The organism is Lutibacter oricola (assembly GCF_900106565.1).
GTDB classification, from domain to species: domain Bacteria; phylum Bacteroidota; class Bacteroidia; order Flavobacteriales; family Flavobacteriaceae; genus Lutibacter; species Lutibacter oricola.
Genome location: NZ_FNNJ01000001.1, coordinates 631,380 through 651,079, shown reverse-complemented (window position 1 = coordinate 651,079; position 19,700 = coordinate 631,380). Strand labels below are relative to the sequence as shown.

At 31.5% G+C, this 19,700-nt stretch carries 12 protein-coding genes; 2 read left to right on the top strand and 10 right to left on the bottom strand.

Annotated elements, in window-relative coordinates:
- On the bottom strand, positions 1-3,336 hold the full coding sequence (locus BLU40_RS02580; RefSeq protein ID WP_090119405.1) for a T9SS type A sorting domain-containing protein: 3,336 nt from the start codon (positions 3,334-3,336) through the stop codon (positions 1-3).
- 249 nt (positions 3,337-3,585) lie between these two features.
- On the opposite strand from BLU40_RS02580, the gene BLU40_RS02575 reads away from it, so the two are divergent.
- Entirely contained in the window at positions 3,586-4,716 is a 1,131-nt protein-coding gene (locus BLU40_RS02575) for an aldose epimerase family protein (protein ID WP_090119403.1), read from the top strand.
- Here the strand turns inward: BLU40_RS02575 and BLU40_RS02570 are convergent, their stop codons facing one another.
- From BLU40_RS02570 to BLU40_RS02560, 3 genes are read right to left on the bottom strand one after another with little or no spacing between them, the layout of a single operon-like run.
- Entirely contained in the window at positions 4,717-6,144 is a 1,428-nt protein-coding gene (locus tag BLU40_RS02570; RefSeq protein WP_090119401.1) for a sulfatase, read from the bottom strand.
- Positions 6,145-6,147: 3 nt separating this feature from the next.
- Positions 6,148-8,565: a glycoside hydrolase family 88 protein gene (locus tag BLU40_RS02565; protein WP_090119398.1), complete on the bottom strand. Its 2,418-nt coding sequence runs from the start codon at positions 8,563-8,565 to the stop codon at positions 6,148-6,150.
- Positions 8,566-8,577: 12 nt separating this feature from the next.
- Complete coding sequence (locus BLU40_RS02560) at positions 8,578-9,942, bottom strand: 3-keto-disaccharide hydrolase (protein ID WP_090119396.1); 1,365 nt, start codon at positions 9,940-9,942, stop codon at positions 8,578-8,580.
- Between the two features lie 156 nt (positions 9,943-10,098).
- On the opposite strand from BLU40_RS02560, the gene BLU40_RS02555 reads away from it, so the two are divergent.
- Positions 10,099-11,247, top strand: a complete 1,149-nt coding sequence (locus BLU40_RS02555; protein ID WP_090119395.1) for a helix-turn-helix domain-containing protein — start codon at positions 10,099-10,101, stop codon at positions 11,245-11,247.
- Positions 11,248-11,591: 344 nt separating this feature from the next.
- On the opposite strand, the gene BLU40_RS02550 is transcribed toward BLU40_RS02555, so the two are convergent.
- The 6 genes from BLU40_RS02550 to BLU40_RS02525 all read right to left on the bottom strand — a co-directional run bounded on the left by BLU40_RS02550 (position 11,592) and on the right by BLU40_RS02525 (position 19,518).
- Entirely contained in the window at positions 11,592-12,941 is a 1,350-nt protein-coding gene (locus BLU40_RS02550) for an alpha-L-fucosidase (protein ID WP_245729884.1), read from the bottom strand.
- A 29-nt stretch (positions 12,942-12,970) separates the two neighbouring features.
- Positions 12,971-14,452 carry a sulfatase family protein gene (locus BLU40_RS02545; RefSeq protein ID WP_090119393.1) on the bottom strand — a complete coding sequence of 494 codons (1,482 nt, stop codon included), beginning with the start codon at positions 14,450-14,452 and terminating at the stop codon, positions 12,971-12,973.
- A gap of 5 nt (positions 14,453-14,457) precedes the next feature.
- Positions 14,458-15,861: a sulfatase-like hydrolase/transferase gene (locus BLU40_RS02540; protein WP_090119391.1), complete on the bottom strand. Its 1,404-nt coding sequence runs from the start codon at positions 15,859-15,861 to the stop codon at positions 14,458-14,460.
- 76 nt (positions 15,862-15,937) lie between these two features.
- Positions 15,938-16,813 carry a family 16 glycosylhydrolase gene (locus BLU40_RS02535; RefSeq protein ID WP_090119389.1) on the bottom strand — a complete coding sequence of 292 codons (876 nt, stop codon included), beginning with the start codon at positions 16,811-16,813 and terminating at the stop codon, positions 15,938-15,940.
- Positions 16,814-16,843: 30 nt separating this feature from the next.
- On the bottom strand, positions 16,844-17,728 hold the full coding sequence (locus BLU40_RS02530; protein ID WP_090119387.1) for a family 16 glycosylhydrolase: 885 nt from the start codon (positions 17,726-17,728) through the stop codon (positions 16,844-16,846).
- A 191-nt stretch (positions 17,729-17,919) separates the two neighbouring features.
- On the bottom strand, positions 17,920-19,518 hold the full coding sequence (locus tag BLU40_RS02525; protein ID WP_090119385.1) for a DUF5060 domain-containing protein: 1,599 nt from the start codon (positions 19,516-19,518) through the stop codon (positions 17,920-17,922).
- Positions 19,519-19,700 lie beyond the last annotated feature (182 nt).

Below are 19,700 nucleotides of genomic sequence, written 5' to 3'. Positions count from 1 at the left end.
TTATAATTTTATAAATTTTCCTGATTTAACTCTTTCATTATTACTATTTGAAATAGTATAGATGTAGATTCCTGAATTTAAATTTGAAACAGAAAAGCTGTTTTTATTATTTTTATTATTTTTATTAAATTTCTTCAGCAATTTACCTTCAACAGAATAAATTTGAAGATTAAAACCTGTTTTAAATCCTTTAATTCGAAAAGTATCACTTACAGGGTTTGGATATATATAAATATCATTTTTTAATACGTTTTCGTTTTTTACACTTAATGTATTTGGATTTGGATCTAAAGCAACATACCACCCACTTCCATAAGTTGAAACATAATATTTTCCTGGCGTATAATTATCTATCGCTATATCGTTTATTCTATCCGATTGGCCGTTCCCTTTATTAATTTTAATCCAAGTTTGTCCACTATCTTTTGATAAGTACGTTCCTGGGTTTCTATTATCATTGGCATTGTTACCAAAGGTTGATATTAAAATAGTATTTGAATCGTAATTAGCAGTTTCTACTCTGTACACCCAAGGAAAATCAAAAATTCTTGTCCAAGTAGCCATATTATCTTCACTTACCCATAAACCTCCTTCATCATCATCCCACCAAGTAAAACCTGTTGTAATATAAACTTTTCCATCATTAGCAAAATGAATGTCATTTACTCCATACCTACTTAATAAAGTAGCTACAGATGAAACCTCCAACCAATTTTCACCTCTATCAATAGATTTATATAAGCCTCCATCTGTACCTTCAAGAGTGGCATATAAAATATTTGCATTACTCGGATCAATTGCCACAGCTGTTACATCAGGACCAGGATAAGCTGCAGATGCATCAGGTGAATTAGGTAAACCTGAATTCTTTTTACTCCATGTTTCCCCTCCATCTGAAGATTTATACACTCCATATTCACCAACAGATTGTCCTACATATTGAATTTTGTCTGACCTAACAGGTACACAGAAATACATATAATTTGGATTACTCTTATCAATAATAAAACTTAATTGATGTACAGATTGATCTCCTCCAGAGATATCTGGATTATCTGGCCAAGTTGGAATTGGTGTACCGTGATGTTCCCAATTTACACCTCCATCTGTTGACCTATATAATTTACCTTTTCCTGTTTGTCGGAAAAAAAGCGCATAATGTATATTAATATCATTAGGGTGAATTGCATATGCACTTAATGATTGCTCATCATCTCCAATTTTATATGCTGTTGCTGCTTGAGCTCCAGCTCTTACTTCCTCTCCTTCATCATTAGTTACCCAAAGTGTATTTTCTCCTGCGGCACAAAATACTTTATCTCTAATATCTATATGCTGAAAAAATCCGTGTCCAGGCACATTAGAATTTCCAGCTCCAACATAACTTTCAGGTGTTGTTGTTTCTTGATCATCTATATCAACCCAAGTATCACCACCATCATAAGACATTAATGAAATTTTTGCCATTTGAGTATGAAGTACTGTTCCATTAGCATTAAACTTCATAAAATTACAAGATTTTCTTTCGTAATCATCTCTATTCACCCAATGGTTTAAATATTTAATAGACACATTACTACCTGTAGGGTTTCCTCTTCCTTGCCAATAAGCAATATCGCTTCCACTGTTCCAGTTTTTTCCATTTCTAAAAGTTACATACCAATTAACTCCACCATCTTTACTTCTCCATATTTGACCAGGCTTAAAGTTATTATCTGAAGCATTTGAATACATGTTATTCACATACACATTGTTAGGATCATTTGGATCAACAGTTATTGTATTAAAACGCTGTGTTATACTTGATGGTAATGTTGAATATGTAGATTGAGCTTCACTATCAGAAATACCAAAAAAGTATCCAACCGCTCCATAAAAACTTTTTTTAATTTGGTAATTACTGCTAAACTGAGTTAAATCTAAAGCAATATTACCATTCACTTTTTGCCAAGTTTCACCTCTATCTGTACTTTTAAAAATTCCACCTGACAAATCTTCAACAGAACTGCCGTTAGCTTGCCACATAACACTACTAATTACATAAAAAGTTAAATCTCCAGAACTTGTATTATGATGCATTGTGAAAGAGCGAATTACATCTAATCCTCCTGCTTCTACTGTTTTTTTCATCCAATTTACTCCGCCATCAATACTCTTATAAAAACCGTAGTTTGTAGAAGCATAAACCGTTGAAGAATTTTCTGGGTCTACAATAATAGTTTCCACATCTGCATTTGAATCTAGACCAGCATTAAACAATGTCCAGTTCACCCCTTTATCTGTACTTTTCCATATTTTACCTTCGCTATTACTATCAGTATAAGTTCCTCTTGGTGTTGCTTGAGGGAATAAAATTCTTCCTAAATTTCTCATTCTTCCAGCTCCTACAAACCATACGTTTTCATTATTTGGATCAACAGTTACACAAGACAAATAAGCACCTCCAAATTTATCTTGAAGTTCCCATGTTTTCCCTTTATCTGTTGAATGATAAATTCCTTTATTATTTTCATCTGTACAAAAACCATAATCTGGATTTACTCTAGAAAAATCTATTGATGTAAAATCTCTTGGTCCTCTAATACCGTTACTATAAGAAGGAGCGTCAAAGTTCATCATAGTTTCATAAGTAAAACCTCTATCTGTTGAACGATATGCATTTCCCATATTAGGTGCTATGTATAACACATCTGAATCTGTTGGGTGCCATTGAGCTCCCTTATTATTTCCACTCATTCCAGGCCCAAATTGTTTCCATACTATACTTTCATCTGAAACAACATCAAAAGACCTTAGTGAATTAAAAAATGCTGAATTATCAATTATTTCTTCCACTAAAAAATCATCTAAATAATAAGCACTTCCTCCAGAATTTGATGGTCTAAAAGAAAAAAGCACCTGGCAAGCTGTTCCACTAGCTGTACTTGTATACTCTGTTGTATATTTAGTCCACTCAGTATTTGTTAAAGCATTAACATTTATATGCCCAATTTTTGTTCCACCATCGTCAAAAATTTTAATATTTGTTTCATTATTATCAGTTGGCTCCAACGTTTTATACCAAAATGAAATTCGATATTTAACACCACTTTCAAACGTTAGGTTTTTAGGTGTCCATAAATTTCCCTTTTGACCCGTTGCACTAAAATCCATATGAAAACCATTAGCACCTTGGTATTTTGAAACAGTGCTAATTTCAAATTTAGATAACCCGGCACCTTTTGTATCTGAGTGCCATTCACTACTTAATGAATTTTCGAAACCACTTGAAAATTCTTGAGCCAATCCAATTAACGGAAACAACATCAGCAACATTATTATTCTTGAAAACTTCATTCTATTATTTTTTAGGTTAATTACCTAGATTAGGTTTTGTGTAAAAATAAGAAACCTTAAAGCTAATTATAGTGGCATATGTAAAATTATATATAACAAATGTTTTATTTAATACACATTTATAGCAACATTTATAAAGGTTGAATTTATTTCTATTTTGATATTTTAGTAGGTATATTTGGCTATAAGATTTCGTTTTTATGAAACACTAAATCTAAACCATACACAAACAACTAACCATAACACAAAATGTTACTAAACGTATTAAAAAGTATCTACTTTCAAAAAAACACCATACTATATATATTTTGTATAGTATTACTAACAAGTTGTTCAACCAAAAAAACAGGATTTCAAAAAGAAGAATGGGGAACTGTTAATGGGAAAACTGCTTTTTTATATACACTTACAAATAAAAATGGAATGACCGTTAAACTAACCAATTATGGAGGTATTATTACTTCTGTTTTAGCACCAGATAAAAACGGAGTTTTTGAAGATGTAGTTTTAGGTTTTGATAATTTACAACAATATTTAGATAAAAATCCTTGCTTTGGAGCAACTATTGGTAGGTTTGCAAATAGAATTAGAAATGGTCAGTTTGAAATTGATGGTGTAAAATACCAGCTTAAACAAAATGATAAAGTTCATTGTTCACATGGTGCTAATGAATTTGACAGAACGCTTTGGGATGGAACATACGTTGAAAATAAAATAGGCAAAGGAATTAAATTTCATCATTTTTCAAAAGATGGAACAAATGGGTTTCCTGGTAATTTAGATGTTTATGTTACTTACACTTTAACAAAAAACAATGCTATTCACGTACAATTTGAAGCAACAACCAACAAAACAACGCATGTAAATCTTACGCAGCATAGTTATTTTAACCTAACTGCTATGAAAGAAAAAATTTACAATCATAAAATTCAAATTAAAGCAGATAATTATACCGAAATTGATGAAGACATAGTTCCAACTGGAAAAATTTCAACAGTAAAAGGAACTGATTGGGATTTAACAAAAATGACAAGAATTGGAGATAATATCCACCAATTAAATCATAATGGATATCACTACTGCTATATTTTTAACAAACCTGAAAATAAGTTGGAAGAAGTTATTAAAGTAATTGAACCTACATCTGGAAGAACTTTAACCGTTACCACAACTCAACCTGGAGTTCAATTTTACTCAGGAAATGCAATTGGAGATTTTACTGGTAAAAAAGGAATAAAATATGGGCAACATTCAGCTTTTTGTTTGGAAACTGAGCATTTCCCTGATAGCCCAAATCATTCAAATTTCCCATCAACTTTATTAAAGCCTAACGAAAAATATAACGAAGTTGTTATTTATGATTTTGGTATAGTTGAATAACTATTTTACCGAATTTATTTTTTTAGAAAGTAACACCATTAATTTTTTAGTTACAGCAGAATTTTCTGATGCTATATTTTTAGTTTCATAAGGATCCGTTTTATGGTTATATAATTCCATTTCACCATTCTTATGCACTGTAAATCGGTATTTGTCAGTTCTAATTGTATGCACTCCATTTCTATAAGAAAAAGCAGTATGTCCTGTTTTATTATACTTTTTTAATTGCGGTTTTAAAGATTTCCCATTAATAAATACTGGAATTTCTAATCCGGTTAAATCACATAATGTTGGAAATATATCAACTGTTTCAACTATGGCATTGGTACTTTTCCCTTTCTTTTTCAAATTTGGATAAGAAATAATTAATGGCGAATGCACACCTTCTTCAAATAAATTATGTTTACCCCAAATTGCGTGATCACCTAAATTCCAACCGTGATCTCCCCACAAAACAACAATTGTATTTTCAGCCGCTCCAGTTTCTTTTAATTTTGAAATAATTTTACCAACCTGCGCATCGGCATAACTTACACAGGCCGCATAATGCCTTCTAACTTCCTCGGCAAACACAGTATCTTCATTTGGGTTTTTACCCCAACGATTGTATTTCATAAATTCTCCTGAACCGTGCCAAGTTGTTTTCCCTTTTGGCTTTTCAGGACTTGGAATTGCAGGTATCTCAACACCTTTATATAAATCTAAATACTTTTTTGGTGCTCCAAACGGTAAATGAGGCCTGATAATTCCTACAGCTAAAAAGAAAGGTTTTTCGGAGTTGTGAGTTAAATCATCTATCTGATTTAAAGCCTCATTTGTAATATGTCCATCAGGGTAAATAGTATCTTCACCTTCAACAGACTGAAAAAGATCCATTTCATTGGCTTTTACTCTAATTTCGCCATGTGCCAATCCGTGCATTCCACCTCTTGGGTGTTCCCATTCTGCAACTGGCATTAAATGTTTATCCCAAGCATTTGGCATTTCAATAACGTTAGGTTCATCCCAATTCTTACCGCCTCTTCCTCCTGGATGGTGCGAAACTTTCCCTACAGAAACAGTTGTATATCCATTATTCCGAAACCACTCTGGCATACTAGGATTCACTTCAGCCGGTTTTTTAGCCATTGTTTTTGCTCTTAAAAAAAGCGCATCGTTTTTGGAGGTTCCATACATTCCTGTTAGCATTGTAAACCTTGAGGCTCCACAAGTAGGCGAATTCACATAATGATTATGAAACGCTCTACCTTCACTTGCCAATTTATCAATATTGGGCGACTTTATATACGACGCTCCAAATGAAGCCAATTCTGGACGTAAATCATCAATACAAATTAGAAGAATATTTTTTTGCTTTTTAGATTGAGCTATCAATGAACCTGTAAATACACTTATTAAAACAATAAATACTATTCTAATTTGTTTCATTTTTTATTTTTTTGAAGAAAGTATTATTCCTTTTACATCTGCTTTGTAATTCACAAAAGAATTCCAAGGTCCGTTTAACCAAATCAAGGCTTTATGCCCTTCACCTGCTACAACAATTGGGCGGATATTTCTATATTCAGAATTTGAAGTAATTGCTTTCCATTTTATAGTTGAAATATCGTCATTTAATCCAATTTTCGCGCTATAAATCTCGTGAATATTATTCATTTTTTCACCTGTTGAAGGATTTACATCTGTTGAAATATAAACCTGAGTTGGATCTTCAGGGTCAAAAGCCATTAAACCAGTGTAACTACTTTCCATAGTGTACAAACACGTTCCTGCATATGCAATTTCTTTATCAATCCATTTTTTTCCATCCCAAGCGGCAATTCTATAACGGTGATCATTATTACTCAAATATAGCGAATAACCAATATGCGGATTGTTTTCTGAATCTTTTCCCATAGCACACGTCCAAGCACTATTTGGTACACTTTCAAAACCTTTTGGCTTTACTTTAGTTTCGCTACCTATATAAATTTTTTCAGCTTCAGGAGTTCTTAAAGGTTCTTTTAAATCTTTAATTTTTGAACCATCAACATTGTAAAATGCACCGTTTCTATATTCAGCATAATACAAACTATTTCCGTATTGACGTGGATGACCATCTGTAAATGAAACTCCCACAGTATTGTTATCTTTTTGAAAATATCGAGCATACGGACGCTGACGACCTTCAACATCATCAGCAATAAAATGAGTTCTGTTTCCCCAAGTAGTTCCGTGATCTTTTGATGTTATAAAGCTTGGATTATAAGTTTCTCCATCTCTATAAAAATTATACAGATTATTTTCATTTTCTAAATAATACAGATTCATATAAGTTACACCTCTATTATCGTTATAATCGTATTTAAATTCACTTTTATTATTCCATTCTAAATAGTTTGAAGGTGATGAAATATTGTAATGATGAATTTTTTCGTTACCATGTTTTGCCCAAACAGAAAGAATACTTCCATCAGGTCTAGCATACAAAGCTGGCACATCGTGATCATCAGCTTGAAAGTTTTTATCTAAAACAACTGTACCTTTATTTGTATTTGTTTCTAAATCGTACACGCTCACTTTTACATCTCCACTTTGGCCACTTAAACCTCCAATAACCAACTTTCCATTATTTATAATAGCGCGTGGATCTTGATACCAACACCAACCACCATCATTCATAAAAGTAGTAAATTCGCTAACTTCTTTTTTGGTTGAATTTGCGTCCTCAATTTTCTCAACATATTTATACATTTCTGCTCCAGCAGCTAAAAAAGCACCCACACCATACAATTCTGTATAATTTGGAAAGCTATTTCCAGGAGCAGCTCCAACAGGTTGTATATAGCCAACCAAACCATCTTCGGTAACACATTCTGTTAAAGCTTTCCAACCTTTAATTAAAGTTGGTTCATAAACTTCAGCATTCAATATTCCGTTATTAATTCCCCAAGCCAATCCAAACACAAAAAATGCAGAACCACTAATTTCTTTTGTTGGATATGCTTTTTCACCACCTAATATTCCCGAAGACCAAGTTCCATCTTTTCGTTGTGTATTTTTCAACGTTTCTGCCATTTGTTGAAATGTTTCAACATAAAACTGTTTACCATCCCAATCGTTAGGGAAATCTGGTATCATTAGGGCTAAACCACCAAAAACCCATCCATTTCCACGCGACCAAAATATACCTTTACCATTCTCTTCTTTTTGATCTAAATATTTCTTATCTCTATAAAATAAATGTTCCTCCTTATCCCATAAAGCATCATACGTTTTATGATACTGCTCATCCATATACTCCAAATATTTTTGTTGTTTGGTAGTTTTAGCTAATCTTGCCCAAACTGGAGGAGCCATAAACAAGGCATCTGCCCAATGCCAGTGCCATTTATCTCTTTCATCGCTATTTAAAATTGAATCGAACTGGTTACGCAACGGTTTTATCAACCGATGATTTCCAAACATCTTTTGCATATTCAAGTACATTTGCCCAACAGCGTGATCATCGGCATGATGCATTCTTTTATATAATTTCCAATTGTTTTTTTGCCCAATTCCATACAACCATTTGCTATAGGTTGGATCTGCAGTAATAGTAGAAAATTCATACATTCCAGCGTACAATGCTGCTCCCATCCACTCTGCATCGTGGTACCTATTTCTGTGATGCCACTTTTTTTGATTTTCAGGTAACGGCAATGCTCTATATTTACCCTGATCTTCGAAAGTTTTTATTTGCCAATCGGCCACTTTTTTAGTAATTGCTTTTACTTCACTTTTTGAAGGTTTTTGAATTGAATTTTCACAGCCAATAACTAAAAGCACAAGTGATATGCTAAAAATGATTTTAAAAAATTTAGATTTCATAATAACAACAGGTTAATTCAATTCTTTTATTTTTATATTTTTAAAATGAACCTCATCTCCGTGATCCTGTAATAAAATAAGACCTTCTTTAGCTTCACCAAAGTTAGGCCAATTTTTATATTTACTATATTTAACTAAGGCTCTCCATTGCTGAGTTCCTCTAACATATTCAACAGTTTTGCAACCATTTAAAAAGTGTTGGACTTTATTACCATCCACTACAATTCTAGCTCTGTTCCAACCCGTTTTATTTACATATTTCTTGGTGTAAAGTGAAGGTATATACTCTTGAGCATTTCCTCGAATTAAATCGTATAATGATGATAAAGTTCGGTTTCCATCCACTCCTTTTTTAGCATCAGGATGTTTTTTATCGTCTAATATTTGATACTCACAACCAATTGCAGAACCTTTACCTTTATTTAAATTAGTATCAACAAAATATTTGATACCACTATTAGCTCCTTCAGTAAACTTAAAGTCTAATTCTAATATAAAATTCTTATATGATTTTATAGTAACAATATCTCCTCCGTGTTCAGATTCTCCACCACCAGAAGCATGTACTGAAAGAACACCATCTTTTATACTCCAACCTTTCTTAGGAAAACCATTTTGTTTAGCACCTCTCCAACCATTAGTAGTTTTTCCATCCCAAAGCATTTTCCATCCATTATTCTTTTCTTCTTGGGTAAGTTCATTCTTTAAATAACTCATAACAGGAGCAGTAGTTTCAAACTTATAATTATCTGAAATTTCAGTAAGTTTAATATTTCTCCATCTGGTTTTTTTACCAATTTTGGCTCCACCTGCTGCGTGAACCTGCAATGCTATAAATCCAGTTTCTACTTTTTCTTCAATAAGGTTAGCGATATTTACACCGTTTATCCAAGTTGAAATTCTATTTCCAGTTGCTATAACTTTTACACTATTCCACACTCCATTATTCCAAGCAGTTTTAACTTCGGGATTGTATTCAACAGTATATCTCCAATTAAGTCTACTTTGATCGAAGATTCCACCATTCCAACCTCTTGGAGAAGTTTCTGCTTCTACTTGTGGTCCATACACAGAATTATCCCCTTTAGAAGGATCGTGATGACTTCGAATTTGAACCCCTCCATTTAATGTTTCATCAATTTTAATTTCGTATTCCAAAATAAAATTGGTGAATTCCTTTTTAGTTGATAAATATGTACTTGGCGATCCTTTTGTAGAGATTCCAACAATTGCATTATCTTCAACTTCGAATTTTGCAAAACCATTTAAGGCTTTCCACCCTTTTAAATTTTTTCCGTTAAAAAGATCTTGTGTTTTTTGAGCATTTACACTAAATATTATTGTTAATGTAATTACTAAAGTGATTAAGTTTTTCATTATATATTTTAATTAATTCTATTAGGTTTTACTTTTACAACATTATAAATCTATTATTTTTTTATAATGCTAGCACAAATTACTACAATGAATTAAAATAACTATATTTAACCTAAATTTAACGGTACTTGTAACGGTTAAAAACACTTGAAACTAATGATTTCAGAAGAAAAAAAATTAGCACTTACAGAAGAAATTATACAAAGTAAGGTATTTCAAAAATCACCTAAAAGTTCGGCATTACTACGTTATTTAGTGAAAGCAAATATTGAAGGTAGCTTTTTAAAAGAAGACATTATCGATTTTGAATTCTTTGGAAGTAAATCTAGCTTCGATAAAACAAACCCACGAGTTAGAGTAAATATTTATAATCTTCGAAAAAAATTAGATACTTATTATACCTCTATTGGACTACATAACGACTGGAAAATATGCATTGATAAAGGTCAATACAGTGTTAGATTTGAAAAACAATATACTAGTAAAAAATTCCTATCAAATTTAAAGCCTAAACATCTATTACCCTATGCTATAATTTTTCTTTTAGGGTTATTCATATTTATTAATAATTTAAAACCAACACCTCCTAAAGTATGGGAAGATTTCTTTAGCAATAAGAAACCAACAACACTAGTAATTGGTGATGCTTTTGGAATTCTAGGAAAAACAGTAACCGGCTCAACCGGTTGGACACGAGATTACTCGATAAACAAAACAGAAGATTATTATAAACTTGTTGAAAAAAAGCCTGAATTAAAGGATGTAACCAAACCAGCAACCTACTCATACATTACAGAAATGGGAGCGCAATCTGCTCACGATTTAGCCAAACTGTTTACAAAATTCAATAATGATTTTTCTATTAGATATTCTTCAAACACCTCTATAATAGATCTAAAAAAAGGAAATAATTTGTATGTTGGCCCCTTAAGGAATGAAACTAAATTTATTTCAATTTTCAACAACGCCAATCCATATTTTAAAATTGAAAATAAAGAGTTAATATTTACAGGAACCAAAGAATCTCCACCTAAAAAGCTTAATTTAAATTTATCAGGACAAGAATCGGATATTGCAATTGTTTCAAGAATTCCAGGTCCTCAAAACACCTCACAGTTTATATTTTTCTCAGATCACGGAATGGGTGTTATGGCTACTATGGAATATTTTACGAACGCTGACTCTCTAAAAGTCTTCAACAAAAAACACCTAAAAGGAAAAGCTCATTTTACAGCAGTATATAAGGCTTATGGAAAAGACAGGACCAATCTAAGTCTTGAAACTTTATTGGTAGTACCTTTTTAATCTAAAATTACTTTAAATAACCTCTTTCAATTTCTTTTAGAAGCTTAATGCCCTATTGCATAGCTTTCCTTTTTAACAAACTCTTCAATAGTTATTTACAACTTTTTTATATTACAAGAATTAGCAGTTGAAATTTCCATACTTAATGAGTTTCTACCAATTTTTACACTTGTTATTTATGAACAAGCAGATGCAAATAAAATCGATGGAAAACCCCTCTTTTTAAGCTAATTTGTTCAATATTGAAGTAATCATACTTTTATTTCTATTAAATCCAGCATCAAACCAAACTTAATTATCATGCCTGCCATTATTAAAATTATGTTTAGTTATTTTATTAGTCATTAATATTTCACAAAAGTAATTTCAGCAATTCTAGGTAATTGAGAACTTTCCAATACTGTTAATCTATATTTTTGAGCGGTTACATCATTAAATGAAGCATTAAAATTATTGGTAATTCTATTTCCTTCAGCTAACAATTTCCAATCTCCATGAATCAAAGCTTCAATTTTAAATTTCTCTACACCTTTTTTAAACTCACCACAAATTACTTGGTTAAAAGTTTCTGGTTTTCCAAAATCTAATTCAATCCAAGGATTTTCATCTCCTTCAGCAAATTGCCAACGAGTAAATAAATCACAATCAATAACATTTTCTGGCTTAAACTCTTCTGAAGAAGAACTAGACGCTATTACTTTTACATTTTTATGTGGTTTTTCAATTTTCGGTAACGCTACTAAAGGTTTTGGAAAGCTAACAGTTTCACCTATTTCTTTTAATCGATTCACCACGTTTTCATCCATTAAACCTTTATCATTTGGCGCTGCATTCAATAAATAATTCGAATAATGTGAATTTGCAAAATTCAATTCTTTAACAACTGAAGCTACAGATTTTAATTCTTGGTTTTCATAACCTTTTTCCCAAAACCAAGTAGATTGCAATGTTGGGCCTTGTTGCGAAGGCAACGTATTATCAAACGGACAATGTTGTCCGTGTGTAGCTTCATAATGCACTAATTGAGTTACATTTAAATCGGTTTTACAACTGTGATTTATAACCAAACAATTTGGCTGGATTGAATGAATATGATCTGCCAATACATTAAATGGTAATTCTTCAAAATTTGGCCCTCTTCCCCATTTTGATCCCCAACCATCTATAACAATACAAATTACTTCGCCATAATTGGTTAAAAGCTCTGTTAACTGATCCTTTGTAAATTGAATGTTATCCGGATTTATATTACCATTTTCAATCTTATGTTGTCTATCCCAAACAGAAAAATATAGACCAATTTTTATATCTTCTTTTCTAAAAGCGTCTACATATTCCTTTACAATATCGCCGTTGTATAAACTACTTGCAATATCGTAATCGGTTACTTTAGTATCCCATAAACAAAATCCATCGTGGTGTTTTGTAGTAAACACAGCATAATTCATTTTAGCTGATTTCGCTGCTTTTGCCCATTGATTACAATCTAAATTTGTTGGTGCAAACGATTTTGGATCGTGGTTAGGTTTTGCCCATTGTTCGGCGTGATATGTTCCCATATTATAATGAATGAACATACCAAAATTCAAATTTAAAAATGACAACACTGGATCGACCACTTTATCTTTTTCAACTTTTGAACTACAAGAAATTAACGCTATACTAAATACTATTAGAATACTTTTTTTTAACATAATTAATTACTCTTTACTCCTAATAAAAACTACTCAATAACTAAAGGTTTCTTTTTTGAAGCTTTTGCCTCTAGTTTTTCATACAATTCTTTATAAAAATTTAAACGCTGCTTTTGATATTGACCTGATTGTAAATAGATATTTGCTTTATTTCCTTGATTCCATTCATTCCATAGTTTTGCCATTTCTTTTCTCCTTTTCTTTTCAGAATTGACAATATTTTTTGATTCAAAAGGATCTTTTTCCATATTGAATAACTCTGGCTTGGCTTCTTTTTTATTTAACAACAAAAATTTAGATTCTTCAGTTCTAACAGCCCAAGCTTTGCCATCTTGCATTCTCCAATACAAAGCATTGTGTGGAGAACCTTTCTTTTCTCCAGTTAAAAAAGGAATTAAATTAACACCTTCTAATTCATTTCCTGAAGTATCTCCTTTTCCTAAAGCTACAGAAGTTGCGGCGATATCTAATGCCGAAACTAATCCAGTAAACTCACCTGTTTTTAAATTTCCTTTAGGCCAATGAACAATAAATGGTACGTGACATCCACCTTCGTACATACTTCCTTTTCCTTCTTTAAAATTACCATTATTAGCAAAGGTTTCTCCTCCTTTTCTTGGCCCACCGTTATCAGACAAGAAGAAAATTAAGGTATTATCAAACTTTCCAGATTTCTTTAGAGCTTCAACAACAATTCCAACTCCTTGATCCAATTCATCAACCATTGCTGAATAAACTCTTCTTTTTTTATCTTTAATAAAACTGTATTTTTCAATAGTTTCTTTTGGTGCTTCTAACGGTAAATGTGGTGCATTATATGCTAAATACAAACAAAATGGTTTTTCTGAATCTTCAATAAACTTAGCTGCATCTTTACTCAAAGCTGTAGTTAAATATTCTTTAAACTCTCCAGCTTGATTATTTCTAGTTAAAGGCCAAAAACTCCCTTCATTTGCACCATAATGTGGTTTGTTATTTTTTGGAATAATCAAAGGCATGTGAGTTTTTACATTTGATGGAAAATACGTATGTCCACCTGATAAAAATCCATAGAAGTAATCAAAACCTCTATTATTTGGATGAAACGGATTTGCCCCTCCTAAATGCCATTTTCCAATGACTCCTGTTTTATATCCCGATTTTTTTAATCTAGTAGCAAAAGTCTGTTCAGTTAATGGTAAACCGTTGTACATATCGTAATGCGAATTGGTTAGGTTTATTTCCATACCAAAACGAGCTTGATAACGCCCCGTCATTAACCCAGATCTCGATGGTCCACAATAAGGGTGTGTTACATAACCATTTTTCATAATAACACCTTCACTCGCTAATTGATCCAGATTAGGTGTTTTTATATCTTTTGAACCCGTAAACCCTAAATCTGCATATCCTAAGTCATCTGCCAATATTACTAAAATATTAGGTTTTTCTTGAGCAAAAATTTTGTTTGAAATTAACAGTAAAATTAATACTGATAACAATTTTACGCCTACACTTTTAAGACTTCTCATATTTATTATTTTATTTTCTTTAATTGTTTAAACCATTTTTTATCCCAACTCATTGGCTCACTCATATCGTTAAACCAAACACTAAAATCTTTAGTTAATTTTTGTACAACTTTTGGATTAGATGCTGATAAATCATTTGTTTCTCTTGGATCAGTATTTAAATCGTAAAGCATTGGTTTATAATACTCCAACATTTGTACTAGTTTCCATTTTCCTTTTCTTACAGCCCATGATGGTGGAGGATTATCTTGTTTATAAGAAAGTTTAGCTCCTTTTTTATATTCTACCCCAGAACGAGCAACATGTGAACCTGCCCAAAAAAGTGATTTATGAATTTCTACTTTCTTTTCACTTTTAAAAATTGGTAAAATATTTTCACCATCTAATTGAATATTTTTAGGCTGTTTTATTTTAGCTGCGGCTAAACTTGTTGTTAAAATATCTAATGAACTTACCATTTCATTACGAGTTACTCCTGCTGGTATTACTCCTGGCCATTTCATTAAAAATTGTACATGACAACCTCCTTCCCATTGTTCGCGTTTAAAACCACGCCAAGGTTTATTAGAATCTTTCCACCAATTTGGTAAACCTCCATTATCACTTAAAAAGTACACCAATGTATTTTCTTCTACACCCATTTTTTTTAAAGCATCTAATAAACGTCCAATACTATCATCCAAAGCATTTACCATTGCCATTTGTTTTGCAATAGCTTTTGGTTGATTTTTAAATTTTGCTATATAATCTTCAGGAGCCTGATTTGGTCCGTGAACAGCGTTATAAGCAAGGTACATAAAGAAAGGCTTTTTTTCTGAAGACTTGTTATTTTCATCAATAAAGTCAATTGCTTCATCTGTAAATTGAAAAGTTAAATAATCGTGTTTTTTTACTTTCTTCTTTCCATCAAATAATATAGGGGAATTAAAATAATCTGTTTGAGCGCTATTAAAACCATAGTATTTATCAAAACCTCTATCAATAGGGTGTTGGCCAGGTAACTTTACTCCAACATGCCATTTACCAATAGCTGCTGTTGTATATCCGGCTTCTTTAAAATAAGTTCCCATTGCTTTTTCTGAAGCAGGAACTCCAGGTCCTCTTTGTGTATCGAAATTTGCATATATACCAAAACGCTGTTGATATCTACCAGTTAACAATCCAGATCTAGATGGTCCACAAACAGAAGCGGTTACATAAGCATCTGTAAATCTTGCACCTTCTTTAGCAATACGGTTAATATTTGGTGTTTCTATTTTAGCAGATTTACCTGCATAAACACTTGTAGTTGCATACCCTAAATCATCAGCTAAAATAACAAGTATGTTAGGTTTTTTGTGTTGAGCATTTCCAATTTTTATTAAGAAAGCCACGATTATGAATGCTAAAAAGTTTTTTGAAATTCTCATGTAAATATTTTCAACAAAAGAAATCAATTTTTATACAACTCATATTCTCATATGGGTTTCTTCCTAAAACATATGTTTAATCAACTAATTTCCAAGATCGAACCCAATTATATAAAGTTGTTCTATCTTCTTTTGTACCTGTCATTCCTCCATCTGCAGGAACAGGATTCCAATTATACGTTTCTACAACCATTCTTAAATACATTGGTAAATTAAAATCTGCCGGAGGTGTTACTTTAGCAACAAATTTTCCATCCAAAAAGAATAACACCTCATCTTTGCTTTTCCACCAAACACCAAACACATGAAACTCATCATATACATTACTATCAGCTAAGGCCTTTCCTCCTACAATATCTTTTTTTACATTACAACCTGCTTCAACACCTCTACTATGAGTGTTGTAATTCATATGGTTTTTAAACTTTTTTAAATCTTCATAATCATCACCAGTTATTTGCCCAACAGCTTCTTGAATATCTAATTCGGTTGTTCTTTTATCACAACCTTCACCATCTTCTCTATTATTATACAACCAAAAAGTTGAAGACATAAATGTTTTATTGGCCTTCATTTCGCATTCGTAGTAACCATAGGTCATTCCTTCTCTAGATCCAACATAGCCGCCTCCGTGAGTATACTCTCTACCTTTTTTAACAATGGTTTTAGGCATTTTAGTAGTTGTAATTTTTAAATAACCATCAGCCACCTTTACATTTTCAGGTAAAAATAATCCTGGTGCGCGTCCAATCCAATCTTGCCCAGAACTTTGCCACTTTTTATTGTTTAACTTTTTACCGTTAAACTCATCAGACATTTCCTTTACCAATTCCCATTTTTTATTAGTTGGTTTTGGATCTTCACCTTTTTTGAAGGTAGGTGCCTTTTGAGCAATTATCGAACTAGTTATAAGAAGTAAAACTAGCATTGCAAACTGTTTAAAAATATTCATTATTGAATTTTTTATTTCTGAAACAAAAAACTAATTAACTAACTTCCAAGAGCGCACCCAATCGTATTTTGTTGTTCTTTCTTCTTTTGTTTTATTCATTCCTCCATCTGCAGGAACTGGGTTCCAGTCGTATGTTTCAACAACCATTCTTAAATGCATTGGAATACTAAAATCTGCAGGTGGCGTTACTTTTTTCACCAATTTTCCATCTAAAAAGAACAATACTTCATCTTTACTTTTCCACCAAACACCATATACGTGATAATCATCATACACTTTTCCTCCAAGTGCTCCACCACCTTTACTAGTTCCTTTTTTAAAATCGCAACCTTCAGGAATATTTCTACTATGCGTGTTTGAGTTCATTTTTTGATCAAATTCCTTCATCCATTTGGCATCGTTTACAATTTGCCCAACACATTCTTGAATATCTAGTTCAGTTGTTCTTTTATCGCAACCTTGCACTCCTCTACTTTCGTTAATTAACCAAAATGTTGAAGACATAAATGTTTTATTTGCTTTCATTGAACATTCGTAGTATCCATATTTCATACCATTTCTTGAACCAACATAACCTCCACCATGTGTAAATTCTTTTTTATTTTTTACAACAGTTTTATCCATTTTAGTAGTTGTAATTTGTAAACTTCCGTCAGCTACTTTTACATTTTCTGCTAAAAACAATCCTGGAGCTCTACCAATCCAACCCTGCCCAGATGATTGCCATTTTGCTTGATTTAACTTTTTTCCATTAAACTCATCAGACATATTTTTAATTAGTTTCCATTTTTTGTTACTTGGCTTTGGATCTTCACCTTTTAAAAAAGTTGGCGCTTTTTGAGCGAACATTGTACTAGCAATTAATAACATTATTAACACTGAAATTTGTTGAGATATTTTTATTGTTGATTTCATACTGAAAATTATATTTCTATTTATTTAATATTAACTTTCACTAAGTTAAAACCATTATCACTTATATTAAAGAAAAAAACCATTTGTACCTTAAAATCGTTCGAAATTGTTCTAATCCGATGTGTTGTATAGAAAAAGCTTACTGTTTCAGTAAGCTTTTTCTAGAATTTCATATTAAAAAATGGCTTAAATTACTTATTTATATCACGTATTAAAATTGCATCGGCAACACGATGAAACGGATTTACAATATGCTTTCCTTGGTATTGTACCTCTTCGGAAAATTCTCCAGTAAATGTATTAAACCACCTATATGTTCCTTGTGGTAATCCAACGCCTTTATTAGAATATATAGAAAGTTGATAGTTTTCTTTTTCCATATAGTACAAGTAAACACCTTTATCACTTTTTAAGCAATGACCAATCTTTCGTTCATTCCAAACAGGATAAAAATCTTGATAATTATAAGTTGTAAAAAAGTTCTCTAAATATTTATAATACTCAAAATCTGGTTTTATAAAATTTTCATCTTGCTCATATGGATTATAAACCATTACGTTCCAAGCCAAAGCTTGCCAATAATAATTAGTATATACACCTGCAAAATAACATTGATAATTACGTTTTAAACATTCTTCGGAAATAATAAAATCACACGGAAAAACCATATAACTAGCCTCTGAATATCCTGCGTTTTCAATATTCACAACAGGTTTCTTGTGCTTTTCATATTCAGCAATCATTTTGGTATAAAGTGTACTCCAACCACCTTGGTATGATATAAAATCAATTGGCGCTTCTTCTGCCTTTCTAAAATCGTGAATAGTAACCAAACGATTATATGCATCTAACTTTTTAGCTCTTTCTATACGCTCAGACATATACGGAATAGATTGTCTAAATGCTTCTTTTGAAATATTCCAAACCACATTTGGAAATGCTTGATAACGCTTTAACACATAATCAAAAAATCGATCATCTTCTAGTGAGCCGGCTTTTGGCCATTTCACTTTTTTATTCCATACATAAATCATTAAATTAGCAACAATATCTTTATTGTGCATTGAACTAATTACACGATCAAATTTTTTAAAAAACGCTATATTTAATGAAGAATGATCTGGCTTGCTGTTACTTCCTAAAAACGGAAAAATATCTTCTCTTGATCCAAATTCGTGTTCTGGATGTAGTTTTAATTTTTCATCCTTTTCCCATCTCACATCGTAAGAGTACAATGTAGTTACTACTTGATTAAAACCATTTTCTTTTATTAAGCTTAATAAATGTTCTGTTTTAGGAATTGCTTTATCATTATCATAGTCCAAAGCAAATAACCAATCAATCTCAAACGCTTGTAAAAAGTAAGGCGCGCCATCTTCATAAGCGAATTTTTTTGGATTATTTTTATCAATTACAATTGCTCCATGTTTAATTACTTCCGAAGTAGAAATGTTAAACTTTCCTTTTTTATTATCTAGTTCTTTTAAAGAAGAAAATGTAATGTATGTCCATTCTCCAATTTCATTTGCTGAAAAACGCAGTAACCATTCTTTAGCATCATTATAAAAACCTAAAACCTTTAGCTTTTCACCATTTGGTTTGGTAAAAATTGCACCAAAATTAACTTCAAAAGGTTGTTTCACTATTTTTTTAGCAAAAAAGGACACATCTACTACTTGATACTTCTTTAATTGCACACTTTTCCTATTATATATAACCTCTTTCTTTTGTCCAATACTGTTAATTGAAATCAATAAAAAAGTTACTAAAAGCACTATTCTTAGTTGCATAATTTTAATATTTTGAAATTTTAAGAAATTTAATTATTATTTTCCCTCTTTACTAAAGGAGTTGAAGAAAAATATTAAGCTAATTAAATTAACTTTTAAAGTTAATACCTCAATAAACTTTTCATCATTTCTTTTTTCCTTCCCATTCTTTTAGTCCATTTTTAATTAGACACACACCTATA